This window comes from Bacillus sp. CBEL-1, assembly GCF_004348885.1.
Lineage (GTDB): Bacteria > Bacillota > Bacilli > Bacillales > Bacillaceae_H > Priestia > Priestia aryabhattai_A.
In genome coordinates this window covers 475,068-487,557 of sequence record NZ_SBIM01000013.1, presented here as the reverse complement: position 1 = coordinate 487,557, position 12,490 = coordinate 475,068, and the positions used below count along the sequence as shown (strand labels likewise).

11 protein-coding genes and 2 riboswitches are annotated in these 12,490 nt (G+C 39.0%); of the genes, 8 read left to right on the top strand and 3 right to left on the bottom strand.

Annotated features, from left to right (window positions below; translation table 11 throughout):
• Positions 1 to 7 precede the first annotated feature (7 nt).
• From EPL02_RS12430 to metE, 3 genes are all read left to right on the top strand, one after another.
• On the top strand, positions 8 to 976 hold the full coding sequence (locus EPL02_RS12430) for a DHH family phosphoesterase (RefSeq protein ID WP_131887884.1): 969 nt from the start codon (positions 8 to 10) through the stop codon (positions 974 to 976).
• A 24-nt stretch (positions 977 to 1,000) separates the two neighbouring features.
• On the top strand, positions 1,001 to 1,750 hold the full coding sequence (locus EPL02_RS12425) for a glucose 1-dehydrogenase (protein ID WP_131887883.1): 750 nt from the start codon (positions 1,001 to 1,003) through the stop codon (positions 1,748 to 1,750).
• A 185-nt stretch (positions 1,751 to 1,935) separates the two neighbouring features.
• Positions 1,936 to 2,122, top strand: a riboswitch (cobalamin riboswitch).
• A gap of 142 nt (positions 2,123 to 2,264) precedes the next feature.
• Complete coding sequence (metE, locus tag EPL02_RS12420) at positions 2,265 to 4,541, top strand: 5-methyltetrahydropteroyltriglutamate--homocysteine S-methyltransferase (RefSeq protein WP_131887882.1); 2,277 nt, start codon at positions 2,265 to 2,267, stop codon at positions 4,539 to 4,541.
• Positions 4,542 to 4,589: 48 nt separating this feature from the next.
• Here metE and EPL02_RS12415 read toward each other — a convergent pair whose 3' ends face one another.
• Together EPL02_RS12415 and EPL02_RS12410 are read right to left on the bottom strand one after the other, a co-directional pair.
• Positions 4,590 to 4,913, bottom strand: a complete 324-nt coding sequence (locus tag EPL02_RS12415; RefSeq protein WP_094910391.1) for a winged helix-turn-helix transcriptional regulator — start codon at positions 4,911 to 4,913, stop codon at positions 4,590 to 4,592.
• 207 nt (positions 4,914 to 5,120) lie between these two features.
• Positions 5,121 to 5,687 (bottom strand): YdcF family protein, encoded by a 567-nt coding sequence (locus EPL02_RS12410; RefSeq protein ID WP_131887881.1) that lies wholly within the window; start codon positions 5,685 to 5,687, stop codon positions 5,121 to 5,123.
• Between the two features lie 193 nt (positions 5,688 to 5,880).
• Here EPL02_RS12410 and EPL02_RS12405 point away from each other — a divergent pair, with 193 nt between their 5' ends.
• The 5 genes from EPL02_RS12405 (at position 5,881) to EPL02_RS12385 (ending at position 11,814) form a co-directional block, all read left to right on the top strand.
• Positions 5,881 to 6,159, top strand: coding sequence for a YhdT family protein (locus EPL02_RS12405; protein ID WP_094910389.1), 279 nt, complete (start codon positions 5,881 to 5,883; stop codon positions 6,157 to 6,159).
• Positions 6,156 to 7,616 carry a sodium/pantothenate symporter gene (panF, locus tag EPL02_RS12400; protein WP_131887880.1) on the top strand — a complete coding sequence of 487 codons (1,461 nt, stop codon included), beginning with the start codon at positions 6,156 to 6,158 and terminating at the stop codon, positions 7,614 to 7,616. Before EPL02_RS12405 ends, panF begins: the two co-directional genes overlap by 4 nt.
• Positions 7,615 to 7,799, top strand: a riboswitch (cobalamin riboswitch). It overlaps the preceding gene by 2 nt.
• A 107-nt stretch (positions 7,800 to 7,906) precedes the next feature.
• A complete protein-coding gene (locus EPL02_RS12395; RefSeq protein ID WP_165932565.1) occupies positions 7,907 to 9,406 on the top strand; it encodes a cobyric acid synthase in 1,500 nt (499 codons plus the stop codon).
• Between the two features lie 87 nt (positions 9,407 to 9,493).
• Positions 9,494 to 10,543, top strand: coding sequence for a FecCD family ABC transporter permease (locus EPL02_RS12390; protein ID WP_131887879.1), 1,050 nt, complete (start codon positions 9,494 to 9,496; stop codon positions 10,541 to 10,543).
• Entirely contained in the window at positions 10,540 to 11,814 is a 1,275-nt protein-coding gene (locus EPL02_RS12385; protein WP_131887878.1) for an ABC transporter ATP-binding protein, read from the top strand. The genes EPL02_RS12390 and EPL02_RS12385 overlap by 4 nt, the downstream gene beginning before the upstream one ends.
• A 31-nt stretch (positions 11,815 to 11,845) precedes the next feature.
• Here EPL02_RS12385 and EPL02_RS12380 read toward each other — a convergent pair whose 3' ends face one another.
• A complete protein-coding gene (locus tag EPL02_RS12380) occupies positions 11,846 to 12,325 on the bottom strand; it encodes an Hsp20/alpha crystallin family protein (protein ID WP_131887877.1) in 480 nt (159 codons plus the stop codon).
• Positions 12,326 to 12,490 lie beyond the last annotated feature (165 nt).

Sequence of the window (12,490 nt, the reverse complement as noted above, 5' to 3'; positions counted from 1 at the left end):
TTTTTTGATGACAAAAGTAAAATTAATTTCACATAATGATTTAGATGGCGTAAGCCCAGCTTTATTAGCTCGCTTAGCATTTGGTGATGAGAACCTTGATTACGATACGGTAGGAATCGGACGCATAAATGACACGGTACTACATTTTATAGAAGAAGATAACGACGGTCAAGACTTATACATAACGGATATTAGCGTAAACGATGAAGTAGCAGCTAAGCTGGATGAACTTGTGAAAAATGGTCAAAAAGTGACCCTTATTGATCATCATATTTCTGCACTTCCGCTTGCTGAAAAATACGACTGGGTTCATGTGATACCAGAAGATCAGAATGGAACGAAAACAGCAGCTACTTCGCTTTTTTATACATATTTACTAGAAAATAATCTCTTAGAACGTACGGAGATGATGGATGAATACGTAGAGCTCGTACGCTTATTTGATACATGGGATTGGTTTCACGAGAAAAATGAAAAAGCAAAAAGACTTAATCACCTTTACTACTTAATTTCTCATGAAGAGTTTAAAGATACGATTTATGAAACATTACAAGCATCTTACAAGGATGCCAGTCAAAGCTTTGAATTTACAGAAAAGCACGCAATTTTACTTGAAGCGGAAGAAAAGCGAATTGAAAAATATATTTATGACAAGCAAAAGCAAATGATGCAAGCAGAAGTAGAGATTGCCGAGCAAAAATATAAAGTAGGGATTGTTTTCGCAGACACCTATCAGTCAGAGCTGGGAAATGCATTATGTTTAGAGCACGAAGAAATCGACTTTTCAGTAATGGTTGATATGGGAAGAGAAAAATTAGGATTTCGAGCGGTGAAAGATGAGATTAATTTAGCTGAAATCGTTGGTCACATTGGCGGTGGAGGTCATCCAAAAGCATCTGGCTGCAAATTAACGAGCGATACATTTAAATTATTTGTAACGGATCACTTGTTTCAACCAGAAGAAAAAGGTGAATGAATTAAGTATAGAGGAGGGATAACTTTGACATTTGAACGTGAGGTTGTTGTGGTAACCGGTGGCGCAAGTGGAATTGGAAAAGGTGTGGTAAGCGCCTACGCCAAAAAAGGTGCTAAAGTAGTGATTGCAGATATTGATGAAGAACAAGGGAATAAACATGCCAAAACGCTGCGTGAAGCAGGCGCACAAGCAATATTTATTCACACGGATGTAAGAAAGGAAGAGGATGTTATCAACCTCATAAAAGAAACTGTTTCAGCTTATGGCTCACTTACCATTTTGGTTAATAATGCTGGGATAACAAAGTGGAAGTCTCCGTATGAGTTAACGCTAGATGAATGGGACGATATCATAAATCTTAATTTACGAAGCGTATTTTTATGCTCAAAAGAAGCAGCAAAAGTGATGCGGAATAACAAAATGGGTGGTTCCATTGTAAACTTAGCTTCTACTCGTGCTGTTATGTCAGAGCCAAATACTGAAGCATATGCTGCTACAAAAGGTGGGATTGTGGCGCTAACGCATGCTCTTGCCATTTCACTTGGACCAGACAAGATTACCGTCAACGCAATTTCGCCTGGGTGGATTGAGACCCAGCAATATGAAGAACTTCGAGATATTGATCATGCTCAGCATCCATCTAATCGAGTTGGTACTCCAGAAGATATTGCAAAAGCGTGTCTTTATCTAACGCACCCAGACAATGATTTTGTAACGGGAACGAACGTAGTTGTAGATGGTGGAATGACCCGCAAGATGATTTATGAACATTAACCAAAGTAAGCGTGCAAGCAGGCTATAGGATATACCTATAGCCTGCTATTTTTATTTTCTATAAAAGCTTAGTTATATGAAAGCGTATTCTTTATAAAAATTAGAAAAATCAGACTTGATTTAATTATCGAAATCATGTATCGTTATGTTCAATTCCTTTCTGAAAGGGAATTAGTGTATAAAGTGAATATGTTCATGCAAGAGGTGCTAAGACGCTTGTTTTAGCTTAAAAGGGAAGATCGGTGAAAATCCGACACGGTCGCGCCACTGTAAAGAGGAGCTTATTATCAGTAAACCACTGTTTATGAAATGGGAAGGTGATAATAAGCGATGATTCTAAGTCAGGAGACCTGCCTGTTGTTTGCACTCACAACCTACGCGTAATAGGGAGAGGTGATTAGCTTGGTATTGAAACAAAAGTATATGTTGTTCAATACTTCTTAAAGCTGTCGTCTAACTCTCTTTCAAGAGAGTTTTTTTATTGCAGAAAAATAGACGAAACGAGGAGATTGAAATGACAATTAACACAGCAACAATTGGATATCCAAGAATCGGTAGAAACAGAGAGTGGAAAAAAGCAATTGAGTCTTATTGGAAGCAGGAGTTAACAGAAGCAGAGTTGCACAACGAGCTTCATGAGTTATATGTTAATCAACTTCGTATTCAAAAAGATAAGGGGATTGATTTTGTTTCAGTAGGTGATTTTAGTTACTACGATCACATGCTTGATACCGCGGTTATGTTTAATATTATTCCAAACCGTTTTAAACAGCAAAATCTATCTTCTCTTGATACATATTATGCAATGGCAAGAGGGAATAAAGAAGCAGAGGCGTGTGAAATGACTAAGTGGTTTAATACCAATTATCACTACATTGTCCCAGAGTTTACTGACGTAAAGCCAGTATTAAATGAAAACAGACCGTTAGCATATTGGCAAAAAGCAAAGGACGAATTAGCACTTAACGGTAAGCCGTTCCTAATTGGACCAGCAACCTTCATCTTATTAGGTAAAGGATTTAAGTCGGAAGAAGTATCAACTTTATTCGCTCAATTAACTCCGCTTTACATTCAAGTCATTAAGGAATTACATGAAGCAGGCGCAGAATGGATTCAAATCGACGAACCAATTTTTGTGACGAACAAAGCAGAGGGATACTGGAAAGAAATTCAAGCATTTTATCAACGCGTTTCAGAGGAAGTGCCGGGTGCTAATCTCATCGTTCAAACGTATTTTGAAGCATTGGATAATTATCAATCTGTTGTGAACCTTCCTGTGAAAGCTTTTGGGTTAGATTTTGTACATGATGAGAGAAAAAATAGTGAAGCGATAAAAGCAAACGGCTTTCCAAAAGGAAAAAAGCTTTTTGCAGGCGTTATTGATGGTCGCAACGTGTGGAAAAGTAACTTAGCTGAAAAAGCTGCGCTTGTAAGTGAATTACAAAAATTAGTAGGAAAAGAAGAGGTAATTGTTCAGCCGTCTAGTACACTGCTTCATGTTCCTGTAACGGTAGAAACTGAACAAGAACTAGCAGCTGATATTCGAGCTGGCTTAAGTTTTGCTGAAGAAAAGCTTACTGAGCTAGAGCTTTTAAAAGACCTTTTAAATGGGAATAGCGAAGCAGTAAAAGCACATCAGCAAGAGATTGAGGCATTTTCAAAGGTTGCAAATCGCGTTCATGCGAAAACGAGAGCAGAGCTAGAAGAAATTGATGAACAAGCCGTAACACGTGCTTCTGTAGCTGAGCGTCAGCGTTTGCAAAAAGAAAAATTTGATTTGCCGCTATTACCAACTACAACAATTGGGAGCTTACCACAGACAGCAGAGGTTCGTTCGAAGCGCTTAAAATGGAAACAAGGTCAGTTAACAAACGAACAGTATGAAGCATTTATAAAGGAAGAAACAAAGCGTTGGATCGAGATTCAAGAAGAAATTGGAATTGATGTGCTGGTTCACGGTGAGTTTGAACGTACAGATATGGTTGAATTTTTTGGTGAGCGTTTAGGTGGTATGTTAACAACGAAAAATGGTTGGGTTCAATCATATGGATCTCGCTGCGTACGACCACCTGTGGTATACGGAGATGTTTATTTAGTCGAACCAATGACAGTCAAGGAAATTGTCTATGCACAAAGCTTAACAGAAAAAGTTGTGAAGGGAATGCTGACAGGACCAATCACGATTTTAAACTGGTCATTCCCACGCACAGATATCTCGAAATATGAAAGCATGAATCAAATTGCATTGGCCATTCGAAAAGAAGTTAAAGCGCTTGAAGAAGCGGGCGTTCATATGATCCAAGTGGATGAACCTGCTCTGCGAGAAGGCTTACCAATTCGAGCTGAAAAGCAAGAAGCTTATTTAAAGGCTACTGTTGAAGCATTCCGTTTAGCAACAACAGGAGTGGAAGATACAACGCAAATTCATACACATATGTGCTATTCAAAGTTTGATGATATGATTGATACAATCTCTGCATTAGACGCAGATGTTATTTCAATTGAAGCATCAAGAAGTCATGGCAATATTATTTCTTCATTTGAGCAATATTCATACGATAAAGAAATTGGACTTGGTATTTACGATATTCATAGCCCTCGCATTCCAAGCTTTGAAGAAATGACAAATAATCTTGACCGTGCCCTTCGAGCATTAAATCCAGCACAGTTCTGGGTTAATCCAGACTGCGGTTTAAAAACAAGAAATGAAAAGCAGGTAATCGATGCTTTAACTCAGATGGTAAACGTTACGAAGAAGTATCGTGAAAAGCTAGCGGCAGTAGCACAATAAAATAAAGTAAAGAAAACCCCCTTTTATAGGGGGCTTTCTTTGTTTGCGTTATGACAAGTTGTCTTCTTCCAACCAGTGCTGTGACCATTTTTCAATTTCTTTCATAATAGGTTCAAGCGCTTTTCCTTTTTCAGTTAAGGAATACTCGATGCGTACGGGCGTTTCTGGAAAAACTTCACGCTTAACAATCCCTTGTTGTTCAAGGTCTTTCAAGCGTTCTGATAAGACACGACCGCTTACTGAAATGGATGACTCGATGGTACAAAAGCGCTGTGGTCCAGACAGAAGCTTATAAATAATGAGCCCGGTCCAGCGCTGACTTAAAATCGTCATTGCTTTTTCAAAGCGTGGACATAAGGTTGATTGATTCATTTGTTTCACTCCTATACTACACATTATAGCACAAAGCAATGGACACTACACTTCTTAAAACTTCACGACCAAAGAGAAGATACTTACATAAAGTAAGTATCTGAGTGTCAAATGGATAACCGTGCCTTTTAGCAAAAGGAGTAGTAAAGTGAAACTGCTGAGGGAAACTCGTTAATAAACTGCTTATCTATCTAAAAATGAAATGGCTTATTCACGATCAAATATCCAAGTTTTAATAATTGCCACATACTCACGACCGTATGATTGAAGCTTCACAACGTTTGGTGTTTCTGCACCTAATGGATATACGTTATATCCTTGCCTTCTGGCAATCAGTGATGCACGGTATAGATGAAACTGGTTGCTGACGAGTACAATCTTTTTGTCAGTGATATCGATAAGATTTTTGGTATAGAGAAAGTTTTCATAAGTGGAAGTAGATTCATTTTCTTGGATAATGCGAGCAGAATCAATTCCATTATTTACTAAAAAAGTAGACATCGCTTCCGCTTCAGAAATGTCTTCATCATCACCTTGTCCACCTGAGACAATTGCGATTGTTGAAGGGTTATCTTCTAAATAGCGTAGCGCAGTAATCATACGCTCTCGTAAACTTAACGATAGCTCTTTTCCATTTACCTTAGCTCCAAGAATCATAATGTAATCTGCGTTGTTTGGAGGAGGTGAATTAGCTGCAGAGTAAATATGATACGAAGCGAACAATACGTATCCAAGCAGTAAAGAAGTAAATACGTAGATAAGTTTTCTTTTCATAGGCTACTCCCATCGTTTATTTCTATTTAGTATAATGCAGTAATTGGCATACAAGGTAGTCTTTATTTAATATTTAAGCGTTAAATAGGAAAAAATGTCATGAATTTAGCAAAAAGGATAGCTTCATATGTTTTGGAACGTTATAATCATAATGCACATCTTCTGCAACATTTCAAAGAAGGAGAGAACGAACATGAAGAAAAGAGCCGATTGGCGGTATCGAATCGCACATAAAGAAGCTTTAATTGGTATCGGCCTGGCTATTTTCCACTTTGCATGGTGGTTTGGTTTTACATACGGACTTGGTTCAAAGCCCGTGTCAGAGTATACATACATATTGGGATTTCCAGCCTGGTTTTTTTATAGTTGCATAGTTGGAATTCCACTCATTATTTTACTGGTCTGGATTGTTGTTCGCTTTTTCTTTTCAGATCTTCCTTTAGAAGATGAAGAAAGAGGTGAGAGCAAATGAATTGGGCCGTCATTGTTCCACTTATTGTGTTTGTCCTATTGATTTTTGCTATTGGGTTTATTACCGCTAAAAGAACAAGCACAGCAAACTCATTTATTAATGATTACTTTCTAGGAAGCAGGGAACTTGGAGGGTTTGTTCTTGCCATGACAATGGTGGCAACGTATGGAAGTGCAAGCAGTTTTATTGGTGGTCCTGGTACCGCTTATCAAACTGGACTTGCCTGGGTATTGTTGTCTGTGATTCAAGTTGTGACAGGTTATTTTGTTCTCACAACTCTTGGCAAAAAGTTTGCCATTGTTTCGCGAAAGATGAATGCCGTTACGCTTGTTGATTTTCTAAAAAAACGATATGAAAGCAATACCGTGGTCATTGTTTCTGCTGTAAGTATTGTCCTTTTTTTATTTGCGTCATTAGCTGCTCAGTGGGTTGGAGGGGCTAGATTAATTGAAGGATTTGTCGGAATTCCATACAAAAGTGCGCTTGTTATCTTTGCAGTCACCGTCCTTGTTTATGTATCAATTGGTGGGTTTCGTGCTGTTGTATTAACCGATGCCCTGCAAGGAATTGTAATGCTTGTTGGAACGATTATTTTGCTAATTGCTACTGTTTATGCTGGCGGTGGTATCGAAGCAATCATAAAAGATTTAGTTAACGAAAATCCAAATCTTGTAAGTCCATACGGGGCTGACCGTTCATTAACACCTCTTTACGTGTCATCATTCTGGATTTTAGTTGGAGTAGGAGTTGTGGGACTGCCACAGGTAGCGGTTCGAGCGATGTCGTATAAAAATTCGAAAGCGATGCATCAAGCAATGCTTATCGGTACGGTGGTAGTTGGTGTAATCATGTTAGGAATGCACCTTATTGGTGTATTTGCTCGTGCCGTAATTCCTGGAATTGAAGTAGGAGATACGGTGATGCCAACGTTAACCCTTGAAGTATTACCACCTTGGTTAGCTGGAATTGTACTTGCTGCACCAATGGCAGCGATTATGTCAACGGTTGATTCTATTTTATTAATCATTAGCTCTGCTATTGTAAAAGACTTATATTTAAATTACGTTAATCCAAAAGCAAAAGAGCAGCAGGTGAAAAGATGGAGCTTCCTAACAACCATGATTATTGGAATCTTAGTGTTTCTATTTGCTATTAATCCACCTGATCTACTCATTTGGTTTAACTTATTTTCATTTGGTGGACTTGAAGCAGTATTTATTTGGCCAATTGTGTTAGGATTATATTGGGCAAAAGGAAATAAATACGGAGCAATTTCGGGGATGGTGACGGGGCTTTTAACGTATATCTTTATTCACACCTATGCTCCTAACCCATTTGGCATGCATACAGTTGTGCTTCCCGTTGTTCTATCATTATTGGTTTTTGTAACTGCAAGTATATTGACACAGTCAAGAACAAAGAACCTACAAGAACAGCTTCGTAAACAATACTTATAAACGATTATGTTTTAAAAGTGCCTTATTCGTTTAAGGATAATAGGGAAATCGGTGGAAATCCGATGCAGCCCCCGCTACTGTGAGTGTGGATGAACCTGCAATTAACCGCTAGCAATAAGCTAGGAAGGTGCAGAAGTAAAGTGAAGCACAAGCCAGGAGACCTGCTTTTAAACATTAACTCTTATTTTTCGGCGGGGAAAATAGGTGACGTGCACATCCAAAGAATGAAGATGTTGTCATGAAGCCTTGGTCTTTAGCCAAGGCTTTTTGCTATGAAAGGCGTGATGAAGATGAAAAAAGCACTTCCTCTTATGGTTCAAGGAACGCATTCCGACGCTGGAAAAAGCTTACTTACAACTGCTTTTTGTCGGATTTTTGCAGAAGATGGTTTCAAAACAGCGCCATTTAAATCACAAAATATGGCACTCAACTCTTATATCACAAAAGACGGAAAAGAAATTGGCCGTGCTCAGGGAATTCAAGCTGAAGCTGCAGGAGTGGAAGCGACAACCAATATGAACCCAATTTTAATCAAGCCAACAAGAGAGTATGAGGCTCAAATCGTCGTTCATGGTGTTCCTTTACAAAATATGTATGCGTATGAGTATAGAAAAGACTTCTTTGAAACAGGGCGCAGGATTATTACCAAAGCGTATGAAGAGCTTGCTTCTGAATACGAGTGTGTTGTTATAGAAGGAGCAGGAAGTCCTGCTGAAATTAACTTAAACGATCGTGAACTTGTTAATATGCGAGTAGCTGATATTGCACAATCTCCCGTTATCTTAGTAGGAGATATTGATAAAGGTGGGGTTTTTGCTAGCTTAGTAGGAACCATTCAGCTGCTTTCAGAAGAGCATAAATCTAAAATAGCAGGAGTGGTTATTAATAAGTTTCGAGGTGATTTATCGCTGTTGCAGCCGGGGCTTGATTGGTTTGAAGAATATACGGGACTTCCTGTTTTAGGTGTGGTTCCTTATCTGGATGATGTGGAAATTGATGCAGAAGATTCACTGGCTTTAACTACGTATCCGACACTTCCAAATCCAGCTAAAGAACTTGATGTTGCCGTTATTTCATATCCTCGCATGTCGAATTTTACAGATTTAGATCCCATTCGTTTTGAGGATGATTGCCACGTAAGGCTTGTGACAAAGCCTTCTCAGCTTGGAACACCTGATTTAATCGTTTTTCCTGGCAGTAAAAACACGTTGGAAGACGCAAAGTACTTGCATGAAACAGGATTAGCAGAAGCTGTTTTGGCGATGAAAAATAAGGTAAACATTGCTGGAATCTGTGGTGGATATCAAATTTTAGGTGAAGTGATAACTGACCCGAATGAAGTGGAATCAGCCCAAAAATCGATTAAAGGGCTAGGTCTTTTACCTATTCATACCGTAATGAAAACAAAGAAGCGAACAAAACGAGTATCAGGACATGCTATTTTGCGCAATCAGCTCTATCAAATTGAAGGATATGAAATTCATATGGGCGAAACAACGTCTACGGAGCCAATTTCACATTTTGCGGAGCTAAATGGTATAAAAGAAGGGGTGACTTTCACTCGCATAATTGGTACATACGTACACGACATTTTTCATAATGATAGCTTTCGACGCGCGTATTTAAACGATATTCGCCGGCAAAAAGGATTAGATCCGATTAAGACAACATTTAATAGCAGGGAACGAAAGGCAGAGTCTTTTCAAAAGTTGGCTGCACACGTTCGAAAAGCAATTGATATGAAAAAAATTTATAAAATTATGAGTGAGTATAAAAGCAATTCAAGATAAAACGGTTGGGCGTGCTATCTGTAAGAGATTCTTTACAAAAGATTAACATCCCGGCCCTCGGTTTTGAATAGAGGGAGTTGATGTAAAATGAAAAAAATCGTAAACAAAACTGTCTTATTTTATTTCTTTAGTATAATCCTTGTTTTAACTACCGTGATTACGGGTGTTTTTATAGGCACGGTGTCTCTAACCGTTACGGACGTTATTAAAATTATTGTTCAAAATATGTCTGGATTAACTTTATATCATGGCCCGAGTAACATGGAACTCATTATTTGGGAAATTCGATTTCCGCGCGTGGTCGTTGCTTTTTTAGTTGGAGCAGCTCTTGCCATCGCCGGAGCAGCTTTTCAAGGGTTGCTTCGAAACTCGTTAGCAGACCCTTATACAATCGGAGTATCATCTGGAGCTACTCTTGGCACAGTGCTTGCTATCTTTTTTAACTGGCAGCTATTTGGCATGCATACCTATACGCTACCGATTATTGGAATTGTATCTGGCTTCTTAACGCTTTTACTCGTATTTGGTATCACAAAGTTAGCGAGTGGGACATTAGCTAACGAAACCATTATTTTAGCGGGCATCATTTTGTCATCATTCATGAGCGCGATGATTTCCCTTATGGTTGCCCTATCGTCAGAACAAGGAGTTCGTGAAATTTTGTACTGGCTAATGGGAAGCGTATCAATGAGAGGGTGGGGGCATGTTCAGCTTTTACTCCCGTTTTTCATTATCGGTACGATTGGCTTACTTGCAAATACTCGTGAGCTAAACGGGTTTGCATTTGGTGACCAGTCTGCGCAGTTCATGGGAATTAACGTAAAAAGCAGAAAGCGTATCATTTTGGTGTCAGCAGCTATTTTGACAGGTGCATCCGTATCAGTTTCTGGAGCAATTGGCTTTGTAGGGCTTGTTATTCCGCATTTAGTAAGGTTGGTGGTAGGTGCAAATCACAAGCATGTGCTTCCTCTTTCCATTCTTATTGGGGGTAGCTATTTAGTGCTCGCAGATCTTGTAGCACGAACCATTTTAAATCCGCAGGAGCTTCCAATTGGTGTGGTAACTGCGCTCATCGGCTCACCTATTTTTACGCTATTGCTTATTAAAGAACGGATTCGGAAAAGAGGGATCGAATGATTGAGGTTTGTAACGTAACTGGTGGTTACAAAAAACATAGTCCTACTGTTAAAAGCGTAGCCTTTACCGTTGAAAAAGGCTCGTTTTGCACACTTCTTGGACCAAACGGCAGCGGAAAGACCACGCTCATTCGCTTAATGATGGGAGTGCTTCCGCTAACAGCAGGAGAAATTAAGTTAGAACAAAAGTCAATTTCCTCCTATTCAGCTACGCAGTTAGCGCAAAAAATAGCGGTTATGACGCAGGAAAACCAAATCGGTCTAGAGTTTACCGTTCGTGAAATTGTGGCGCTTGGTCGCTATCCTTTCCAAACGAAACGGTTTTTAAATAATGAATCACCTTATGATAAACAAGTAATTGAAAGAGTGATGAAAAGAACGGATGTGTGGCGATATCGTCATCACTCATTCAATGCTTTGAGCGGTGGGGAAAAACAGCGCGTTCTTTTAGCTAAAGCTTTAGCGCAAGAACCTGAATATTTGCTGTTAGATGAACCGACAAATCATCTAGACGTAAAGCATGCGATGGAACTGCTGCATTTATTAAAAGAGCTGCAGCGAGAAGAAAACTTAACCATTGTGGCGATTTTACATGATTTAAACATTGCAGCACTATTTGCTGATGACGCCATCCTGTTAAAAGATGGAGAGGTTTATGCAAGAGGTATTGAAGAGATTTTTAGTAACCAGCAAACTCTTCAGCATGTCTATGGGGTGGATTTACACGTGCTTTATCATCCTGGAGTCCATAAAAGGCAGCTTGCATATGTTCCCCCGAAAGAAGAGAAGGTACTACAAGCTTTTTCCAACTTATATACGCTCATAGAAAATGAACGGTGTCTGTCAGTAAGCTTTGAACAGTCCCTGCGCACCCTTTCTACGGGAGATAGCGGAAAGGGTATCCATTGGTGTAAGCAAATCGTTCAGTACACAGACGAAGAGAAAAGCAGCGATTTACTTTCGTGGTCTGGAATCGATCATCGCTTTACACGAATTTCATTTTACGAAGATGAAGTATATACGTGGTTATTCTTGTTTACAAAAAGTAAGGAACAGGTGAACGTCGTAGTTGTTACGGATATGCCTCTTAAAGATGAAGCCCTTTTAGAAACAGCAATGGAAGTAAGTGCTCAGCTCGGAGGGTTGGGAATCAATCGAGGGAATTTTGCAGCTTGTGCTGTTAGAAATACGGATACAGAAACAGTGGGTACTAAAAAAATTAAAGCTATTATAAAACGAGAAGTTGAAAAATATCACCTTGTTATGCAATGAAAAATGCTCGCCGTGTAAACAGCGAGCATTTTTAGTCAAAGCGATGAACATCAATTTCTGTTTCAGGTAAATTTGTATACTTTATGAGCTTGACTTCAAGAATGCCGTTTCTGCACGTAGCTTTACTTCCTTTTCGGCTGACCGTACAAGGAAGTTGACATTCTTCTGTGAAATCTTCACCATCATACGTACCTGTAATTGTACATGAGTAAGGTGTATAGGCAACCTTGATTTCTTCAACTTTATCAGGTTTTGGAAAAGAAAGCTGGACGATACATTCATCGTGCGTTTGAAAAACGTTTGACGTTAACGGACCTCGCTGTTGCTCGGAAGAAAGTGGTTGATTGTACATTTGATGTGCATGCTTAAAGAAATCGTTTTCTTTCATATGCTGTGGAAAAGATTGCCCCATTGCATTGGATAACACTTGCTGTACATATTGGTCGATATCTTTCATATTCATCTTTCCAAATCCATTCTCTTTAAAAGGTGATTTTCCAAACGGGAACATAGCGACCCTCCTTTGGCGAAAAATGCCGTTTATGTAGCTTATGAATGCAATAAAAATAGGTGCATATCACAAATGAAATCGCCTTTTCCATATTTGGAAAAAGCGATTGAGAGAGAGGATTAATTATACATATGTTACAAACGCCTAATGGGTGCCTATCCTTCT

Coding starts and splice junctions, on each gene's coding strand:
- EPL02_RS12405 (WP_094910389.1), top strand. CDS start 5,881: ATGAAGAAAAGAGCCGATTGGCGGTATCGAATCGCACATAAAGAAGCT.
- EPL02_RS12430 (WP_131887884.1), top strand. CDS start 8: ATGACAAAAGTAAAATTAATTTCACATAATGATTTAGATGGCGTAAGC.
- metE (WP_131887882.1), top strand. CDS start 2,265: ATGACAATTAACACAGCAACAATTGGATATCCAAGAATCGGTAGAAAC.
- EPL02_RS12415 (WP_094910391.1), bottom strand. CDS start 4,913: ATGAATCAATCAACCTTATGTCCACGCTTTGAAAAAGCAATGACGATT.
- EPL02_RS12385 (WP_131887878.1), top strand. CDS start 10,540: ATGATTGAGGTTTGTAACGTAACTGGTGGTTACAAAAAACATAGTCCT.
- EPL02_RS12395 (WP_165932565.1), top strand. CDS start 7,907: ATGAAAAAAGCACTTCCTCTTATGGTTCAAGGAACGCATTCCGACGCT.
- EPL02_RS12410 (WP_131887881.1), bottom strand. CDS start 5,687: ATGAAAAGAAAACTTATCTACGTATTTACTTCTTTACTGCTTGGATAC.
- panF (WP_131887880.1), top strand. CDS start 6,156: ATGAATTGGGCCGTCATTGTTCCACTTATTGTGTTTGTCCTATTGATT.
- EPL02_RS12390 (WP_131887879.1), top strand. CDS start 9,494: ATGAAAAAAATCGTAAACAAAACTGTCTTATTTTATTTCTTTAGTATA.
- EPL02_RS12380 (WP_131887877.1), bottom strand. CDS start 12,325: ATGTTCCCGTTTGGAAAATCACCTTTTAAAGAGAATGGATTTGGAAAG.